Source organism: Streptomyces sp. NEAU-YJ-81 (assembly GCF_017592595.1).
GTDB classification, from domain to species: Bacteria; Actinomycetota; Actinomycetes; order Streptomycetales; family Streptomycetaceae; genus Streptomyces; species Streptomyces hygroscopicus_B.
Map to the genome: position 1 here is coordinate 120329 of NZ_JAGFNO010000008.1, position 18239 is coordinate 138567.

General features: G+C 72.8%; 18 protein-coding genes. 12 read left to right on the top strand and 6 right to left on the bottom strand.

Annotation, left to right across the window (positions count from 1 at the left end; all coding sequences use genetic code 11):
* The first annotated feature begins 116 nt into the window (after positions 1-116).
* The 5 genes from J5X86_RS19960 (at position 117) to J5X86_RS19980 (ending at position 6279) form a co-directional block, all read left to right on the top strand.
* Positions 117-2330: a hypothetical protein gene (locus tag J5X86_RS19960; protein ID WP_208518127.1), complete on the top strand. Its 2214-nt coding sequence runs from the start codon at positions 117-119 to the stop codon at positions 2328-2330.
* A 161-nt stretch (positions 2331-2491) separates the two neighbouring features.
* Positions 2492-3469 carry an ABC transporter ATP-binding protein gene (locus J5X86_RS19965; RefSeq protein WP_208518128.1) on the top strand — a complete coding sequence of 326 codons (978 nt, stop codon included), beginning with the start codon at positions 2492-2494 and terminating at the stop codon, positions 3467-3469.
* Positions 3466-4209 (top strand): ABC transporter permease, encoded by a 744-nt coding sequence (locus J5X86_RS19970; protein ID WP_208518129.1) that lies wholly within the window; start codon positions 3466-3468, stop codon positions 4207-4209. The genes J5X86_RS19965 and J5X86_RS19970 overlap by 4 nt, the downstream gene beginning before the upstream one ends.
* Before the next feature lie 102 nt (positions 4210-4311).
* Positions 4312-5583, top strand: a complete 1272-nt coding sequence (locus J5X86_RS19975; protein WP_208518130.1) for a sensor histidine kinase — start codon at positions 4312-4314, stop codon at positions 5581-5583.
* 90 nt (positions 5584-5673) lie between these two features.
* Positions 5674-6279: a response regulator transcription factor gene (locus J5X86_RS19980; RefSeq protein ID WP_043235457.1), complete on the top strand. Its 606-nt coding sequence runs from the start codon at positions 5674-5676 to the stop codon at positions 6277-6279.
* 652 nt (positions 6280-6931) lie between these two features.
* Here the strand turns inward: J5X86_RS19980 and J5X86_RS19985 are convergent.
* Positions 6932-7768 carry a transglutaminase-like domain-containing protein gene (locus J5X86_RS19985; RefSeq protein ID WP_208518131.1) on the bottom strand — a complete coding sequence of 279 codons (837 nt, stop codon included), beginning with the start codon at positions 7766-7768 and terminating at the stop codon, positions 6932-6934.
* Positions 7769-7786: 18 nt separating this feature from the next.
* Positions 7787-8803, bottom strand: a complete 1017-nt coding sequence (locus tag J5X86_RS19990; RefSeq protein ID WP_208518132.1) for a GNAT family N-acetyltransferase — start codon at positions 8801-8803, stop codon at positions 7787-7789.
* A gap of 114 nt (positions 8804-8917) precedes the next feature.
* Here J5X86_RS19990 and fdxA point away from each other — a divergent pair, with 114 nt between their 5' ends.
* A complete protein-coding gene (gene fdxA / locus J5X86_RS19995; RefSeq protein WP_014054705.1) occupies positions 8918-9244 on the top strand; it encodes a ferredoxin in 327 nt (108 codons plus the stop codon).
* A 213-nt stretch (positions 9245-9457) separates the two neighbouring features.
* A complete protein-coding gene (dapC, locus tag J5X86_RS20000; protein ID WP_208518133.1) occupies positions 9458-10579 on the top strand; it encodes a succinyldiaminopimelate transaminase in 1122 nt (373 codons plus the stop codon).
* A gap of 60 nt (positions 10580-10639) precedes the next feature.
* Here the strand turns inward: dapC and J5X86_RS52885 are convergent, their stop codons facing one another.
* Together J5X86_RS52885 and J5X86_RS20010 are read right to left on the bottom strand one after the other, a co-directional pair.
* A complete protein-coding gene (locus J5X86_RS52885; protein WP_374229273.1) occupies positions 10640-11230 on the bottom strand; it encodes an ATP-binding protein in 591 nt (196 codons plus the stop codon).
* A 215-nt stretch (positions 11231-11445) separates the two neighbouring features.
* Positions 11446-12366 (bottom strand): hypothetical protein, encoded by a 921-nt coding sequence (locus J5X86_RS20010; RefSeq protein WP_208518134.1) that lies wholly within the window; start codon positions 12364-12366, stop codon positions 11446-11448.
* A 160-nt stretch (positions 12367-12526) separates the two neighbouring features.
* Between J5X86_RS20010 and dapE the strand changes: the two genes are divergently transcribed.
* Together dapE and J5X86_RS20020 are read left to right on the top strand one after the other, a co-directional pair.
* Positions 12527-13597 carry a succinyl-diaminopimelate desuccinylase gene (gene dapE, locus J5X86_RS20015; RefSeq protein ID WP_078643394.1) on the top strand — a complete coding sequence of 357 codons (1071 nt, stop codon included), beginning with the start codon at positions 12527-12529 and terminating at the stop codon, positions 13595-13597.
* A 253-nt stretch (positions 13598-13850) separates the two neighbouring features.
* Positions 13851-14600: a TIGR00730 family Rossman fold protein gene (locus J5X86_RS20020; RefSeq protein WP_208518135.1), complete on the top strand. Its 750-nt coding sequence runs from the start codon at positions 13851-13853 to the stop codon at positions 14598-14600.
* 49 nt (positions 14601-14649) lie between these two features.
* Here J5X86_RS20020 and folP read toward each other — a convergent pair whose 3' ends face one another.
* Positions 14650-15510 (bottom strand): dihydropteroate synthase, encoded by an 861-nt coding sequence (gene folP, locus J5X86_RS20025; protein WP_208518289.1) that lies wholly within the window; start codon positions 15508-15510, stop codon positions 14650-14652.
* 138 nt (positions 15511-15648) lie between these two features.
* Between folP and J5X86_RS20030 the strand changes: the two genes are divergently transcribed.
* Positions 15649-16146 (top strand): DivIVA domain-containing protein, encoded by a 498-nt coding sequence (locus tag J5X86_RS20030; RefSeq protein ID WP_308124655.1) that lies wholly within the window; start codon positions 15649-15651, stop codon positions 16144-16146.
* Entirely contained in the window at positions 16143-16739 is a 597-nt protein-coding gene (locus J5X86_RS20035) for a DNA-3-methyladenine glycosylase I (RefSeq protein WP_208518136.1), read from the top strand. The genes J5X86_RS20030 and J5X86_RS20035 overlap by 4 nt, the downstream gene beginning before the upstream one ends.
* A gap of 54 nt (positions 16740-16793) precedes the next feature.
* Here the strand turns inward: J5X86_RS20035 and J5X86_RS20040 are convergent, their stop codons facing one another.
* Positions 16794-17600, bottom strand: coding sequence for an enoyl-CoA hydratase-related protein (locus tag J5X86_RS20040; protein ID WP_208518137.1), 807 nt, complete (start codon positions 17598-17600; stop codon positions 16794-16796).
* A 360-nt stretch (positions 17601-17960) separates the two neighbouring features.
* On the opposite strand from J5X86_RS20040, the gene J5X86_RS20045 reads away from it, so the two are divergent.
* The gene (locus J5X86_RS20045; protein WP_003966491.1) at positions 17961-18128 is read left to right on the top strand and encodes a DUF3117 domain-containing protein; all 168 of its coding nucleotides are present in this window, start codon (positions 17961-17963) and stop codon (positions 18126-18128) included.
* Positions 18129-18239 lie beyond the last annotated feature (111 nt).

Consider the following 18239-nt stretch of genomic DNA (forward strand, 5'->3'; position numbering starts at 1 on the left):
ATGCGGTGATCCGGCGGCCGTCAAGTGCGCGTCCGCACCGCCCAGTATGGTGGTGCCGCCGCCGAGCCGCCCGCGCGAGGTCTGACGGGCGGCGGAGCTAACTGGGAGAACCTGCTTTGAGCCGTGAATCTGACAGTTCGTCCTCCGGGCCCCGGGAGGGAAGCGGCGGTGCCGCCTACCCGTCGGGCACCCCGCCGTACGGATCCCGCCAGTACCCCTCGCCGAACCCCACGCAGGAGGCTCCGCAGGAGTTCGCCGACGACGGGCAGGTGCGGGCCGCGGCCAAGCCGGAGGAGCCGAAGACCGAGACCACGCTGACGACCCGGATCAAGATCAACATTCCGGGGTCGCGGCCCATCCCGCCGGTGGTCATGCGCACGCCCGTCGCGGAGGACGGCGTACCCGCGCAGCGCTCCGGCGGGGACGACGACGCCCCCGAGCCCACCAGCGCCCTGCCCCGGGTCGACTACCCGCCGACGCCGGAGCGCGGTGTGCCGGCCGAGCCCGGCGGGCCCGACGAGCCTTCCGAGAACCGCGAGAAGAAGGGCGACGGCGAGCAGCGGACCAGCGACTGGTTCTCGCCCCGTAGGCCCAGGGGCGGTTCGTCGGCCACCGGCAGCACGCCGACGCCGCCGATGACCCCGGCCCCGGACACCACTCAGGGGTTCCCCGCGCCGGACACCACGCAGGGATTCCCCTCCCCGGAGATCACTCAGGGATTCCCGGCGCCGGACACCACCCAGGGGTTCCCCTCTCCGGACACCACCCAGGGGTTCCCGGCCCCGCAGCAGGGCGGCGGCCCCGTCGCCGATCTGCCGTACTTCACCGACGCCCAGGCCCCGTCCGGGCACCCCGAGCCGAACGGGCCCACCACCGGCCCGGTCACCGGCGGCATGTTCATGCCGCCGTCCGGCCCCGGTGCGGGCCCGCACGACAGTGAGTTGCTGGCCCCGCCCGGACCGGGCCCCGCCGGCGGCCTGTACGGCGGTGACCCGCAGACGCCTCCGGGCGGGGTGGGTCCGCTGGCCGCTGGCGGCCCGGCCGCCCAGCCGCCGACCCCGCCGGGCGGCTCGCCGATGTCCGGCAGCCTCGGCGCCACCACCGGCGCGGGCCCGCTGACCGGCCCCGGGGAGGGGTTCAGGGGCGACCTCGGGAGCGATCCGTCCCCCTCGCTGTTCCGCGACCCCGAGCCCACGCCGGGCGGCGGGGTGCCGCCGGACCAGATCTCCAGCGACACGCTGGTCAGCGGGGTGCCCGTGGTGCCGTCGAGCGAGGGCCGGTCCCGGCCGCCGGCGCCGCCCGCACCGGGTGGCCCGGGAGCCCCGGCGCCCGGCGGCAACAGCGCCCCGGCGCCGTCCGCTCCGAAGGCCGGTAAGCCCAAGAAGAAGGGCCGTTCCAAGGTCGTCATGGTCGCGGGCCTGCTGTTCGTGATCGCGGGCGGGGCCTACGCCGCCGGTCTGGTGATGAACCACGCCGATGTGCCGAACGGCACCACCGTCCTCGGCGTCGACATCGGCGGCAGCGCCAAGGAGGTCGCCGTCGACAAGCTGGACGCCGCGCTGGGCAAGCGCACCACCGCCCCGCTGACGGTGTCGGTCGACGGCCAGCAGAAGGAGATCAAGCCCTCCGTCGCGGGCCTGGCGCTCGACACCGAGGCCACGGTCCGGGACGTCGCGGGCCGGGACTACAACCCGGTCACCGTGATCGGCTCGCTCTTCGGCGGCACCCATGAGGCCGACCCCGCGGTCACGGTCGACGAGGAGAAGCTGCGGGACGCCCTGGAGCGGCTCGCGGGCGACTCCGGCACGGCCCGCGAGGGCGGTATCGACTTCAGCTCCGGCAAGCCCGTCGCGGTGTACGGCAAGGAGGGCAAGGGGCTGAACGTGGACACGGCGGTCAAGGCCGTCTCGGAAGGGTTCCGCCTGCGCGCCGAGACCGGCCAGAACAAGGCCATCACCCTGCCGGTCGCCGTGCGCCGCCCCACGGTCAGCGACGCCGAGGTCAACCGGAAGATGAAGAGCTTCGCCAAGCCCGCGATGTCGGGTCTGGCCACCGTGCAGACGGACGCCCAGCACTCGATTCCGTTCGGTCCGGACAAGTCGCTGCCGAAGATCCTTTCCATGAAGGTGATCGACGGCAAGCTGGTGGAGCACTACGACCTGTCGGTCCTGAAGCAGCTGTACGGCAGCACCTTCGACGGCGTTCTGCTCGAACGGGGCGACGGCAGCAAGAAGCCCGTCACCCCGGAGGACGTGGAGTCCGCGCTGCGGCAGGCGCTGCTCGGCAAGACGCCCAGCGACCGCATCGGCGTCATCGGCAAGGAGAACTGAGCGGCCCCCGCTCGTTCACCACGCGGCCCCCGCCCGGCACCGGGCGGGGGCCGCGTCGTGTGTCCCCGGCCCGTCATGCCCCGACCCATGACATCTGTCATCCCCAGGTCACGACCGCTGACACTGCCGGGCGCCGCCCGCCCTCGGCCAGGCTTGTGGCCATGACCGCAACGACCGCTGTTTCCGCCCCCGGCACCGGGGCCGCCACCATGGGCGCCCCGCCCGTGGTCCGCTTCGAGAAGGTGAACAAGAGCTACGGCAGTGTGCGCGCCGTGGCCGATCTCGATCTCACGCTGTACCCGGGGGAGACCGTCGCCCTGCTGGGACCCAACGGCGCCGGCAAGTCCTCCAGCCTCGATCTGCTGCTCGGCCTGCGCCACCCCGACTCCGGCCGGGTGGAGGTCTTCGGCACCACCCCGCGCCAGGCCATCGTCCGTGGCCGGGTCGGCGCGATGCTGCAGAGCGGCGCTCTGATGGAGGACGTGACGGTCCGCGAACTGGTGGGGCTGGCCTGCGATCTGCACCCCAAGGGCCATCCGGTGGACGAGGTGCTGGAGCGGGCGGGGATCGCCGAGATCGCCTCCCGCAAGGTGAACAAGCTCTCCGGCGGTCAGGAGCAGCGGGTGCGCTTCGCGTTCGCCACCGCCGGCGCCTCCGATCTGATCGTGCTGGACGAGCCCACGACCGGTATGGACGTGTCGTCCCGGCAGACCTTCTGGGGCGCGATGCGGGAGCAGACGAAGCAGGGCCGCACCATCCTGTTCGCCACCCACTACCTCGATGAGGCCGACGCCATCGCCGACCGGGTGATCGTGCTGCACGGCGGCCGGGTGCTGGCCGACGGCTCGTCCGCCGAGATCAAGGCGATGGCCGGGGCCCGGCGGATCTCCTTCGAGCTGGACGGGCCGATCGACGAGACGACGCTGCGCGCCCTGCCCGCGCTGACCGGGATCGAGATCTCGGGGCGTACCGTACGAATCCGGTCCACCGACGCGGACGCGACCGTGCACGCGGTCTACGGGCTGGGGCTCTATCCGCACGGCCTGGAGGTCACCGGCCTCGGCCTGGAGCAGGCGTTCCTCGCCATCACCGACGCCGCCACCGACGCCGCGCTCACAGGTGAGGAGTCCGCACGATGAAGGCGCTGGTCAAGCTGGAGATCGCGCGGACCCTGCGCAATCGCAAGTTCATGTTCTTCACGGTCATCTATCCGCCCGTGCTCTTCCTGCTGATCGCGGGCAGCACCGACGCCGACGACCGCGTGCCCGGCACCCGGCTGTCCATGCCGCTCTACTACATGGTCGCGATGGCCTCCTTCGGGGCGCTGACCGCCGGGCTGATGGGCAACGGCGAGCGGATCGCCAAGGAGCGCGAGGGCGGCTGGACCCGGCAGCTTCGGCTCACCCGGCTGCCCGGGCGCGGCTATGTGGCGGCCAAGATCGCGGTGGGCGCGGTGGCCACCCTGCCGTCGATCGTGATCGTCTTCGTGGTGGCCGCCGCCGTCAAGGGCGTACGGCTGGACGCCGCCTGGGAGTGGGCGGCGCTGACCGGCGCCATCTGGGCGGGCTCCCTGGTCTTCGCCGCGCTGGGGGTGGCCATCGGCTATCTGGCGACCGGGGACGCGGTCCGCCCGCTGACCATGATCATCTACTTCGGTCTGTCGATCCTCGGCGGGCTGTGGATGCCGACCACGTCCTATCCGCAGTGGCTGCGGAACATCGGCGACTATCTGCCCACCCACGCCTACACCGCCCTCGGCCAGGCGATCGAGCTGGGCGGCGCCCCGCACGCCAAGGACGTCGCGCTGCTCATCGGCTATCTGGCGCTCTTCGCGGGCGGCGCGGCGTGGCTGTACCGCAAGGACACCCGTAAGGCGTGAGGGACAGCCGTAAGGCGTGAGGGACAGCCGTAAGGCGTGAAGGACAGCCGTAAGGCATGACCGAGGGCGTGACCCGAGGCGTGATCCGAGGAGCGAAGAACCATGGCCGACCGGGCCGAGTGGACCGACGGCGATCCGGAGTGCCGCCCCGGCGTGCGCCGCCGGCTGACCTGGTGGGCCGACGCGATGGCGTACGACGACGAGCACGACCGGCTGGCCACCATCGGCCAGAGCCCCGAGAACCGCCGGCAGGTCCTGATCAAGCTGATGTGGATCGGGATCTGGATGGCCTATATGGGCGCGCCGGTGAGCGATCTCGCCGATGGCCACCACACGGTCCCCGCCACTGTGTGCGGTGCGCTCGGTCTGCTGGCCTTCGTCGCCATCTATCTGGTGCTGGTTTTCCGGCACACCGGCCGGGCGCTGAGCCGGGCCGCCGTCTTCGGGGCGCTGGGCATGATCTGCGTGCTCGCCGCCGTTCTCACCCTCACCATGGGCGACGCCTGGTTGGTGCTGTGCGTCTATGTGTCCGTCGCCTACGGGGCGGTGCTGCCGCTGCGGCTCTCGCGGTGGGCGATTCCGCTGAACACCGCGTTCATGGTGGCCGTCGGGGTGCTGGTGCGCGGTTCGCACGGGCTGGTGTCCGCCCTGGTGATCCCCTCGCTGCTCGGCGGGTTCGCGATGAGCGGGGTGCGGCAGATGGTCCGCACCACCCGGGCGCTGCGCGCCGCCCGCGCCACCGTGGCCCAGCTCGCCGCCAACGAGGAGCGGCTGCGGCTCGCCCGCGATCTGCACGATCTGCTGGGCCACTCGCTCTCCCTGATCACGCTCAAGAGCGAGCTGGCGGGCCGGATGCTGCCCGACAAGCCCGAGCAGGCGGCGGGGCAGGTCGCCGATATCGAACGGGTCAGCAGGCAGGCACTGGTGGACGTCCGGGAGGCGGTCAGCGGCTTTCGCCGCCCCACCCTGGAGGCCGAGGTCGCCGGGGCCCGTACCGCCCTTGCCGCCGCGGGCATCGCCGCCGACCTGAGCCGGGCCGCCACCCACCACCCCGACCTTCCGCCCGACCAGGAGGGCGCGCTGGCCTGGGCGCTGCGCGAGGCGGTCACCAATGCGGTGCGGCACAGCGGGGCGCGTCGCTGCACGGTCACGCTCGACGAGACGGACGACGAGCTGTGCCTGACCGTCACCGACGACGGCCGCGGCGCGACCGGCCCGCACGGCAACGGGCTCACCGGGCTGGCCGAGCGGCTCCAGCTCGCCGACGGCCGCCTGGAGACCGGCCCCGGCGAGCGCGGCGGCTTCACCCTCCGCGCCCTGGTCCCGCTCTCCCGCGGCGCCCACATGGAGCTGCCCTCACAGGCCGCGCCCTAGCACGGGCCGCGCCGTAAGGAGCGCGCCGGAGGGACCGCGTGGAGGGAGCGCGCGGAAGAGCGGAGACGAGGAGCGGATACGCTGCGGGGCGTGATCCGGGTACTGCTGGCCGAGGACCAGTCCATGGTGCGGGAGGCGCTGGCCGCGCTCCTCGGGCTCGAGGACGAGATCGAGGTCATCGCGCAGGTGGCCCGCGGTGACGAGGTCGTGGACGCCGCCCGGGCCCATCGCCCCGATGTGGCGCTGCTGGACATCGAGATGCCCGGGATGAGCGGGATCGAGGCCGCGGCCGCCCTGCACCGGGCCGCGCCCGGGATCCGGATCGTGATCCTTACCACCTTCGGCCGCCCCGGCTATCTGCGCCGTGCCATGGAGTCCGGCGCCGACGCCTTCCTGGTCAAGGACGCCCCGGCGGCCCAGCTCGCCGACGCCATACGGCGGGTGCTGCGCGGGGAGCGGGTCATCGACCCCACGCTGGCCGCCGCCGCGCTCGTGGACGGGGCCAGCCCGCTGACCGCGCGGGAGCGCGAGGTGCTGCACGCCTCGGCGGACGGCTCGACCAACGCCGAGCTGGCCCGCGCCCTGCACTTGTCGCCGGGCACGGTCCGCAACTACCTCTCCACGGCCATCCAGAAGACCGCCGCGCGCAACCGGGCCGAGGCCGTCCGCATCGCCCGCGAAAAGGGCTGGCTGTAGCCGCGCGGGCTTTCCCCTCCTCCTTCCCGACACCTACCGATATGCGGCTCCGCCGCGTGGGGGCCCGGCCCCGGCCCCCGCCGGGGCTCCGCCCCTGGGCCCCGCTCCTCAAACGCCGGAGGGGCTGGAAGGCCGGGCCGCCGCCCCGCGACGGTCGGCCCACCGGAGGCGCAGGGTCCTGCCCGGCGGGATGTTCCCGGGCCCACGATGCCCGTACGACGCCCCCAGCGTCCGCCACTGGCGCCCTGGCCACCACCGGACAGCCGCCAGGCCCTGCCCGGTGGATCTTCCCGGGCCCCCGGCACCCGCATGGCCCCCCGGCCACCACCGGGAGGTGCCCCCTGCACCGGACGCCCCGAGCCGACGACGCCCGGAACGGCGCGCCCAGCGCTCGCCACTGTGCCCCTGGCCGCCACCGGGACATGCCCCCCGCACCAGCCGCCGCGGGCCCCGAGGCCGAGCAGCCGCCGATGCCACAGGCACGAAGGCCCACCGGACAGCCGCTAGGCAGATCGGCGGAAGTACTGCGGTTCGAAAGGCGCCCTGAAGGGGCGCGGGCTGTGCGCCGATGTGCGGCTCCGCCGCGTGGGCGACCGGCCACGATGGCGCCGCAGACGATCGACGGCAGCTCAGGGCACTTTCAGGGGGGCGCTTAGTTGAGCATCGCGCGGGCGGCGCGGGCCTCGTGGCGTACGGTCTCGGCGGCGTCGGGTTTCACCGCCTCCACCACCTCCGCGTAGTCCTCCAGCTCCTTGGCGCCGGTCATGAAGTCGCCCCGCTCCACCAGGAGTTGTGCCCGCTCGTAGCGCAGCTCGGCCGGGTGGCTGGGCAGCAGCAGGGACAGCTCGACCGCCCACAGCCGGACATCGGTGCGCTCGGGGCGGGCGGACGCCCAGGCGCGGATGTTGTTGAGGATCCGCAGCACGATGTCCAGCGGCCCGGCCGGGGTCAGCATCGACGCGGAGAGTGGGGCGCCCGTGGCCCCTGACACCAGCGTCGCCGCGTCCTCACTGGACAGCGGCCGCCCGCCGTCGTACGGATCGGCCAGCACATGGCCTCCGTAAGGATCGCCGAAGCCGACCACGAAGTGGCCCGGCAGCGCCACCCCGTACACCGGCGCGCCCGCCCGCCGCGCCACCTCCATCCACACCACGGACAGCAGGATCGGCAGTCCACGGCGGCGCCGCAGCACCGTGTGGAGGAGCGAGGACCCCAGCCGCCGGTAGTCGGCCGGGCCGCCCCGGAAGTCATGGCGCTCGCCGAGGAGGCGGGCCAGCGCGGTGGCCCAGTCCTCGGGGCCGCCGGGGGAGAAGGGGAGCTGACCGGCCAGCCGGTCGAGCTCGATCTGCGCTTCGTCGAGTCCGGCCTCGTCCAGTCCGGAATCGGCCTCCATGCCGACCAGCAGGCACAGCAGCGCCAGATCGGGGCGCTCTTCGCGGGCCGCGTCGGCGAACCGCCGGCGGCGGGACGTGTCGTTCATCCGTGGCATAGCCGACTCGTACCCTGCTCAGCGCACATCCTGTCCAGATTCGCGCCAGTGATGGTAGCTGTGGTGGACGGTGAAGCCCATGCCCTCGTAGAGGGCCTGCGCACCGTCATTGTCCGTCTCCACCTGGAGATACGCGGCCGAGGCACCCTCGTCGAGCGCCTTGCGGGCCAGCACCGTCATCACGGCCTTGGCCAGGCCCTGGCGCCGCCGCTCCGGGGCGACCTCCACGGCGGCGAATCCGGCCCAGCGGCCGTCCACGACACAGCGCCCGATCGCGTCCGGGGCGTCTCCCTCCCGCCCCGCCACGGTGGCGAACCACACGGACGGGCCGCCCGACAGTACCGTCCGCGCCTCGGGGGAGGGCTTGCCGGACGACCGCTGGTAGCGGGCCAGCCAGGCGTCGTCGAGCCGGCGGGAGAGCGTCACCGCCGAGGCGTCGGCGTCCAGGTCCCCGATGGGGGCGAGCGCCGCGATGCGTATCCGCGACGAGACCTCACGCGTCCAGCCGCGGCTCTCCAGCTCCGCCGCAAGCAGCTCCTGGGTGCCCTCGGCGCCCGTGCTGACCTGGATGTACGCGGGCAGCTCCCGCGCCGCGTACCAGTCGGTCACCCGGCGCAGCGCCTCGTCGAGATCCGTCCCGGGGTCGCCGAGGGGCAGTACCGAATTGGCGCGCCGGGTGAATCCGCCCGAGGCGCGCAGCGTCCACTCGCCCAGCGGCTCGCTGACCACGGGCGGCCAGGCCCTGGCGGCGACCCGGTCCAGCTCGGGCGCGGTCGCGGCGGGGCCACGGCGGCGGGCCGGAGCGGCGGGCACCACCTTGCCCGCCACCAGGGACGATTCTGCGATCCGCACCGGCTCACCGGTGCGCCGCGTGATGGAGAGCGAGCCCTCGGTCCACGATGTGAGAACACCGACCACGTCGGTGAAGGTGGGGGCGGGCTCACGCTCCCCGGTGATCAATCTGACCGAGACGCGTTTTCCCACGTCATCCGGGGTGATCCGGACTTCAAGACGTCCGCCAGTGGTGAAATCCACAGCTCAGTCAGCCCCTCATGTGCGTCTGGTGCCCAAGAACGGAGATACTAGGTGCGGGCATCGACGACGCCGCGCTCCCGCGCGATAGCAGCCCTAACGAGGAGGAACGACAGCGTGACCTACGTCATCGCGCAGCCTTGTGTCGACCTGAAAGACAAGGCGTGCATCGAGGAGTGCCCCGTCGACTGTATCTACGAGGGCCAGCGGTCCTTGTACATCCACCCGGACGAATGCGTCGACTGCGGGGCCTGTGAGCCGGTCTGCCCGGTCGAGGCGATCTTCTACGAGGACGACACTCCCGAGGAGTGGAAGGACTACTACAAGGCGAACGTCGAGTTCTTCGACGAGCTCGGTTCGCCCGGCGGTGCGAGCAAGCTCGGCCTGATCGAGCGGGACCACCCCTTCATCGCCGCGCTTCCGCCGCAGGAGCACGACGAGTAACCCTGCCCCGGCGACAGCGCCCGGAAGCAGCCGGCGGTCCCGTATGGCCTGTGGCCTGCGGGACCGGGCTGTTTTACCGGGCGCTCCCGGCGTTCCCGTGGGTCCCGGGTCTCCCCGGGATCCACCGGTTCGGCCGGAATCCACCGGGTTCCCGGGCCCTCGGCCCGGGCAGTTCGAAGAACCCGGGCAGTTCCGAAGAAAGCGAGCCACCCCGTGCCACCCGTATCCGCCCGCCTCCCGGTCTTCCCCTGGGACCGGCTCGAACCGTACAAGGCGATCGCCGCGGCCCACCGCGACGGCATCGTCGACCTCTCGGTGGGTACCCCCGTCGACCCGGTCCCCGGGCTGATCCGCGCGGCCCTCGCCGACGCCTCGGACAGCCCCGGCTATCCGACCGTCTGGGGCACGGCCGCGCTGCGCGACGCCCTCACCGGCTGGGTGGAGCGGCGGCTGGGCGCGGCCCGGGTGACCCATACCCAGGTGCTGCCGGTGGTCGGCTCGAAGGAGCTGGTGGCCTCGCTGCCCGCGCAACTGGGCCTGGGCTCCGGCGACCGGGTCGCCTTCCCGCGGCTCGCCTATCCGACGTACGAGGTGGGCGCGCGGCTGGCGGGCGCCGAGCCGGTGCCGTACGACACGCGGACATTTGCGGCTGGCGCCGCGGGCACCGACCTCGACCCGGCCGGGCTGAAGCTGCTGTGGCTCAACTCCCCGTCCAACCCCACCGGCCGGGTGCTGTCCAAGGACGAGCTGCGCACCGCGGTCGCCTGGGCGCGTGCCCACGGGGTGCTGGTGGTCAGCGACGAGTGCTATCTGGAGCTGGGCTGGGAGGCGGACCCGGTCTCCGTGCTCCACCCGGACATCTCCGGCGGGTCCTTCGAGGGGCTGGTGGCGGTCCACTCGCTGTCCAAGCGGTCCAATCTGGCGGGCTACCGGGCGGCCTTCCTCGCCGGTGACGAGACGGTGCTGGGCGAGCTGCTGAAGATCCGCAAGCACGGCGGGATGATGGTGCCCGCACCGGTGCAGGCGGCCACGGTCGCGGCGCTCGGCGACGACAAGCACGTGACGGAGCAGCGCGAGCGCTATGAGCGGCGCCGGGCCGCGCTGCGGTCGGCGCTGGAGGGCCAGGGCTTCCGCATCGAGCACAGCGAGGCGTCGCTGTATCTGTGGGCGACGCGGGACGAGCCGTGCTGGGACACCGTGGGCGCCCTCGCCGAGCTGGGCATCCTGGTGGCCCCGGGCGAGTTCTACGGCACGGCGGGGGAGCGGCACGTCCGGGTCGCGTTCACGGCGACCGACGAGCGCGTGGCGGCGGCGGCCCGGCGACTGGCGGGCTGAAAGAGCTGAAGGGGCCCGGAGAGTACGAGACTCCCCGGGCCCCGTGTTGGTCCGGCGAAATCAGCCGAGCAGCGGCAGGCCCTTGATCGGCAGGTCCTTGACCGGGAGGTCCGAGCCCTGCGGGGCGCTGGGCGCGGGCGCCTGCGGGGCGGCGGCCTGGGCGGGCTGCGCGGGCTTGGCCGCCTTGCCCTTGCCCTTGGCGTGGGCACCGCCCTTGCCCTTCCCGTGTCCGAGAGCCCTGCCCTCGCCCTTACCGGCGACCTTGGCGTGGGCGGCCCTGGCCGGGGCGGCCTTGGCCGCCTTGGTGGCCTTCGCGCCCTTGGCCGGCTTCGCGGGCTTCGCGGGTTTGGCAGGCTGGGCGGGCTTGGCCGGGGTCACGTTCGCCGGGGCGGTCCTGCCCGGCAGGATCTCCTTGACGGTCCCGCCGGCCTTGCTGCTGACGTCACCCGCCGTGCTCCCGACCTGCTGCGAGGCGACGTCGGCGACCTCACCGACCGAGGCGGCGTCCAATGAGGACAGCCCCAGCTTGGAGGACTGCGGCTGGGCCGGCTCCGCCGCACTCGCGACCCCGGCGGCGCCGACGACGGGTGCCGCGCTCGCCGCGACCAGCAGTGCGGCCCGGGCGATCCGACGGGTGAGAGGGAGGGACATGGTTCTCCTTTGGCGGAGGGACAATTGGCGTGCGGTGCCCGGCGATTCGGACGCTGTGAATACCGCGTGAACCCCGCGAAGGTTGCGGTGAGACAAGGCAAAGAGTTGGCAATGCGTCGCATTATCCGGTTCTGCGTGTAATACGCCCGGACCATTCCTCCGTACGTGCCGCACAATGCGCCGTCAACCGCCCTGAACTGCGGTGATTCCATGCGCTATCGCATGGTGACGATCCGCACTTCCGCCCGGGAAATCCCCTTGGCCGGACGCCAACCCGCTGCGGAATTCCGGGCGTTCCATTCGCGCTCGCCGTAAGAGACACGTTCGATGCGCAACTCGTCCGAGTGGGCCACCGCCCAGTGCGCGATCTCCCAGCCGCGCTGCCCCGCGCGCCCCGGAGCCGCCGCCTTCGGCACCGGAACCAGCACCGTGTGCGGCGAGGGGGCGGCCTGCTTTCCGCCGCCGTGCCCGGCCAAGGCCGGCCGTGCCTCCGTCTCGGAGCCGAACTCCCGCTTCAGCGACGCCCGTACGCGCACCGGATCGCCCGCCTGACCGTCGTCCGGCGGCCCCGGGCAACTGAGGGCCGCCCCGGAGCGCCCGGTGAGGGCTCCGGTCAGCACCACCGCTTCGGTCTCGTGCTTCGCGTACGCCTGGGGGAAACCGCTGCGCTGCACCCGCTGCGCCGCCACCGTCAGCGGCAGCCGCGAATAGCCGGGCAACCGCACCAGGTCGTCGTAGAACTTCCCGGCGGCGTAGACCGGATCACGGATCTGCCGCACACTGCCCCAGCCCTGGGAGGGGCGTTGCTGGAACAGCCCCTGCGAATCCCGGTCCCCGTGGCGGATGGTGCGCAGCCCCGACTCCTGCAGGGCGGTGGCCAGTGCGATGGTGACGGCCCGTTCCGGCAGTCCGCGGGAGGCGGCCACGGCCTCGATCGTGGCGGCGTTCACGGTCTGTTCGGGGGAGAGCCGCACATCCTCGCCGTTCGCCCGTACGACACAGCGCGGCGGTCCCACACCACCCGTCAGCAACTGCGCCGCCAGGTATCCGGCCAGCGCCAGCAGTACGGCACAGGCGACCGCCGCCCGCAGCAGCCGGGCGCGGTGGGAGAAGACGGACAGGGGCACGCGCCACACGGTACTGGAGCTCGCGCGGCCTCGCCGGATCACGGGCGCGGGGTGGGGAACACCACGTCGCGAGCCGCTTGGGCCGCCGGGGCCGGGGCCGGGGCCGGGCGCTAGGGCCGCCGTGGCCGGGGCCGCTGGGCGCGAGGGCCGACCGGCTAGGGTCGGCCGTATGGCACACCCAGAACTCGACCTGTCCCTGGACGCGGCCCGGCTCACCGCCCGGCTCGTCGACTTCCCCTCGGTCAGCGGTGAGGAGAAGGCGCTCGCCGACGCCGTGGAGCAGGCCCTGCGGGCCCTGCCGCATCTGACGGTCGACCGGGACGGGGACGCCGTCGTCGCCCGTACGAACCTCGGGCGGGACGAGCGGGTCGTGCTGGCGGGCCATCTGGACACCGTGCCGATCGCCGACAACGTGCCCTCCCGCCTCGACGACGACGGCGTGCTGTGGGGCTGCGGCACCTCCGATATGAAGTCCGGCGTCGCCGTACAGCTGCGCATGGCCGCCACCGTGCCCGAGCCCAACCGCGACCTCACCTTCGTCTTCTACGACCACGAGGAGGTCGCCGCCGAGCTCAACGGGCTGGGGCGGCTGGCCAGGAACCACCCCGAGTGGCTGGCCGGGGACTTCGCCGTGCTGCTGGAGCCCACCGACGGCAAGGTCGAGGGCGGCTGCCAGGGCACGCTGCGGGTACGGGTGAAGACGCAGGGGCGGCGCGCCCACTCCGCGCGCAGTTGGCTCGGTGAGAACGCCATCCACAAGGCCGCGCCGATCCTGGACCGGCTGGCCGGATACGTCCCCCGGCGGGCGGAGATCGACGGGCTCACCTACCGCGAGGGCCTCAACGCCGTACGGATCGACGGCGGCCACGCGACCAACGTCATCCCGGACTTCTGCACGGTGACCGTGAACTTCCGCTTCGCCCCCGACCGCTCCGAGGAAGAGGCGCTCGCGCACGTCCGCGAGGTCTTCACCGGCTTCGACATCGAGCTCACCGACAGCGCGCCCGGCGCCCTGCCCGGTCTCGGCCACCCGTCGGCCGCCGCCCTCGTGGCGACGCTCGGGGTGGAGGTGGCCCCCAAGGACGCCTGGACCGATGTCGCCCGCTTCTCGGCGCTCGGCGTGCCCGCCGTGAACTACGGGCCCGGCGATCCGAAGCTGGCCCACACCCGCGAGGAGCACGTACCGGTCGCCGCCGTCCTGGAGGCCGAAGAACGACTGCGCGCCTGGCTGGCCCACTAGCGGCGCCGGGCGGCCGGACCCGCCGCGCGGGGGCCCGGCCCCGGCCCCCGCCGGGGCTCCGCCCCTGGACCCCGCTCCTCAAACGCCGGAGGGGCTGGATTGCGTTGCCCGGCGGCGCCGGGTGGGCGTTGGACCTGTGATCAGCGGTTCGGTGGGTGAGCGTGGCCGGGATTTCGGCTCCAAGCCGCCCGAGGGGCCTACCCTGAACCACAGATCTTTGACCAGATCTTGGTCTTGGCGAAGGGAGCACACAGTGGGCAACGCCGAAGAAGAGCGAGCGCTGCACGAGCAGCGTCTGGGCCCGGTCGTGCGCCGCCGCGACCAGATGCGACCCGAGACGACCGATCAGCGGCTTCTGGACACCCAGGGGGCCACGCACTGGGTGCACGAGGACCCGTTCCGGGTGATGCGCATCCAGTCGGAGTTCGTCGAGGGCTTCGGCACCCTGGCGGAGCTCGGCCCGGCGATCAGCGTGTTCGGCTCCGCCCGTACGCCCGAGGGGTCCCCGGAGTACGAGGCGGGGGTGCGGATCGGCCGGGGCCTCGTCGAGGCGGGCTTCGGGGTGATCACCGGCGGCGGCCCGGGCGCGATGGAGGCCGCCAACCGCGGCGCGACCGAGGCGGGCGGCGTCTCGGTCGGCCTGGGCATCGAGCTGCCGTTCGAGCAGGGCCTGAACCCGTACGTCGACATCGGCGTCAACTTCCGCTACTTCTTCGTGCGAAAAACGATGTTTGTGAAGTATGCCCAGGGGTTCGTGGTGCTTCCCGGCGGGCTCGGCACGCTCGACGAGTGCTTCGAGGCGCTCACCCTCGTCCAGACCAAGAAGGTCACCCGCTTCCCGATCGTCCTCTTCGGCAGCGCCTACTGGAAGGGCCTGGTCGACTGGCTCACGAACACCCTGATCGCGGAGGGCAAGGCGTCCCCGCACGATCTGGACCTCTTCCACCTCACCGACGACATCGACGAGGTGATCGAGCTGGTGACCAAGGAGTCCGGCGTCTGACGGCGCGCTCCTGGTCGCCCCGCCGGGCCGGTCCCCGGCGGGTTTCCCCTCAGGCCAGTCCCCGGCGGGCGACCGCCGGGGGCCGGTGGCCCGCGATGGACGACACCATGTCCAGCACCTGACGGGTCTCGGCCACCTCGTGCACCCGGTAGATCTGGGCCCCCAGCCAGGCCGATACGGCGGTCGTCGCGAGCGTGCCGATCAGCCGCTCCTTGACCGGCCGGTCAAGGCTCTCGCCGACGAAGTCCTTGTTGGACAGCGAGACCAGGACGGGCCAGCCGGTCTCCGTCAGCTCGCCCAGCCGGCGCGTGGCCTCCAGTGAGTGACGGGTGTTCTTACCGAAGTCATGGCCCGGGTCGATCATGATCCCGTCGCGCCGCACCCCCAGTTCGAGGGCGCGCTCCGCGAGCTCCAGGGTGACCCGCAGGATGTCCTCCACCACATCGTCGTAGCCGATCCGGTGCGGGCGGGTGCGCGGCCGGGCCCCTCCCGCGTGGGTGCACACCAGCCCGGCGCCGTGGCGGGCGGCGACCTCGGCCAGCTTGGGGTCGACCCCGCCCCAGGCGTCGTTGAGCAGATCCGCGCCCGCGGCGCAGACCGCCTCGCCGACCTCATGGCGCCAGGTGTCCACGCTGATCACCACGTCCGGATGGCGCCTGCGCACCTCGGCCACGAAGCCCACCGTGCGGCGCGCCTCCTCCTCGGCGCTCACCTCGTCACCCGGTCCGGCCTTGACGCCGCCGATGTCGATGATCGCGGCGCCGTCCGCGATCGCCTGCTCCACGCGGGCCAGGGCGGGCTCGTCCCGGAAGGTCGCCCCCTGGTCGTAGAAGGAATCCGGTGTCCGGTTCACGATCGCCATGATCACTCGCTCGTTCTCGCCGAACTCACGTCGTCCCAGCCGCAGCATCCGAACTTCCTTCATGTCTTCTTCCAGGTTGCGGGCAGCGACGATAACTGTCGGAGGGGCATGGCACGATCGGTGCAGACAGTTATCGAGGCCGACGGACACAGACTCAACCATGCATCTGACGGGGAGACGATCACCGTGTTCTTGTTCTTGCTGATCGCGCTGGTCGTGGTGGTCGGCGGGGTCACGCTCGCCGTCGTCGGCGGCGGTGACGGCCCGCTCACCGAGGCGCCCCCGGACCGGCTGGACGAGCCGCTGCCCGCCGACCGGCCGCTGGCGCGCGCCGATGTGGAGGCGCTGCGCCTCCCCATGACGCTGCGGGGCTACCGGATGGCTGACGTCGACGATGTGCTGGGCCGCCTCGGTGCCGAGCTCGCCGAGCGCGACGCCCGGATCGCCGAGCTGGAGGCGGCGCTCGCGGGCCCGCACCCGAAGCCGTCGTCGCCCCCCGGGCCCGGCCCCGATTCCCTGTCGGTCCCGGAGAGCGACCACGGCTTCGGGCGGAGCGGCCGCGAGGGGCCCGGCCCCGAGTGGCCCGGCTTCGACGAAGACGGCTTCGAGGGAAACCTCTTTGAGGGGCGCGGCTACGACGGGCGCGGCTATGAGGGACACGGCTACGAAGGGCAGGGCGCATGAGCGGGCAAGGTGTGGTTCCGGGGCCGGACGGTCTGCTGCGCTGTCCCTGGGGCCTGGAGGCCGAGACCATGGCCGACTACCGCGTCTATCACGACACGGAGTGGGGCCGCCCGGTCCATGGCGATGACGCGCTCTATGAGCGGATCTGCCTGGAGGCGTTCCAGTCCGGGCTGTCCTGGCTGACGATCCTGCGCCGCCGGGAGGGGTTCCGGGCCGCCTTCGCCGACTTCTCGATCGCGAAGGTCGCGGAGTTCACCGAGGCCGACGAGCAGCGGCTGATCGGCGACCCCGGGATCATCCGCAACCGGGCCAAGATCGCCGCCACCATCTCCAACGCCCGCGCCGCGGCGGCCCTGGCGCCCGGTGAGCTGGACGAGCTGATCTGGTCCCATGCCCCGGCCCCCGACGGCCGCCCGGTGCCGCGGACTGCCACCGATGTCGCCGCGATCACCCCGGAGTCCACGGCCCTCAGCCGCGACCTCAAGAAGCGCGGCTTCCGCTTCGTCGGACCCACCACGGCCTACGCCCTGATGCAGGCATGCGGCCTGGTCAACGACCATCTGGCCGACTGCCACAGCCGCGACGCGGTCTGAGCCCCGGCCGTGACGCGGTCTGAGCCCCGGCCGCCGGCGGCCGGGGCGAGCCGGTCAGCGGCCGGTGAACCTCGGCTTCTCCTTGTTCACGAACGCGTTCACCGCGATCGCGTGGTCGTCCGAGGCCCCCGCGCGGCGCTGCAGTTCGTCCTCCATGGCCAGGGACTCGGTGAGGGTGTGGCCCGCGGCGAAGGCCAGGGACTCCTTGAGCGCCGCATAGGCCGCGGTGGGGCCCTCGGCCAGCCGCCGGGCGACCGCCGCCGCCTGGTCGGCCAGTTCGTCGGCCGGGACCACCCGGTGGGCGATGCCCAGGTCGAGCGCCTCCTGGGCGTCGATACCGCGCGGGAAGAGCAGCAGATCCGCCGCGCGGCCGTATCCGATCAGCCGCTGAAGGGTCCAGGAGACCCCCGAGTCGGCGGTCAGCGCGACCCCGGCGAAGGAGGTGTTGAAGGAGGCGGTGTCGGCGACGATCCGGTAGTCGGCGGCGAACGCGAAGCCCGCCCCGGCGCCCGCAGCGACGCCATTGACGGCGGCGACCACGGGCTTCGGCATCCCGGCGATCGCGGTGACGATCGGGTTGTAGTGCAGCGCGACCGTGCTCATGGTCGAGCCCTCGCCGCTGCCGTCACGGTCGGCGGCCAGCAGGCCGATGTGCTCCTTGAGGTCCTGGCCGACGCAGAAGGCCCGCTGCCCGGATCCGGTGAGCAGCACCGCCCGCACCGCCGGGTCCTCCGCGGCCTGCAGCAGCGCGTCGCGCAGCGCCACCTTGGTGTCGATGTTCAGGGCGTTCATCGCGTCGGGACGATTGAGCGTGATCGTCGCGAGGCCCTCGGCGAGGTCGTAGAGCACGGTGTCGGCCATGGCGGTCCTCCGGCGGTGGGGCGAGGCAAGTTGGCGGGTGGCTCGGGCGGTGGCCGCACCGGCGGGCCCGCGAGGGGACCCGCCGCGGCGGTCAGCGCACAGCATGCCGGAGATCATGACCGACCGACATGTGACCTGCGTCAAAGAACCGACCCTTCGTTCGGTCACGGCGGGCGTACGCTACCGCGACCCCCTCCCCGAATTGGGTGGTTTTGGGGGACCGCCTCGTACAGGCGTTGCCGACCGATGTTGGTCATCGGGTCATGCCATGCGGGATAATGAGAGTGAAGCAACGTGTTCGATGCCGGTGACACCTGGGTTGTCGGCTGCGATGAGCTGGTTTCAGGAAGGGGAACGAGCATGGCGGCCATGAAGCCGCGGACGGGCGACGGCCCGCTCGAGGTGACCAAGGAGGGGCGGGGCATCGTCATGCGCGTTCCGCTCGAAGGCGGCGGTCGGCTCGTCGTCGAGCTGACACCGGACGAGGCCGACGCCCTCGGCGACGCCCTGAAGAAGGTCGTCGGCTGACGGCTTGCGGCCCACCATCACCCGCGCGCTGCCCCGGCGGCCGGTACGTCAGGTACCGGCCGCCGGGGCAGCGCATGTAAGGGGTTCCGGTACGAGGCGGGGGGCCGGCCG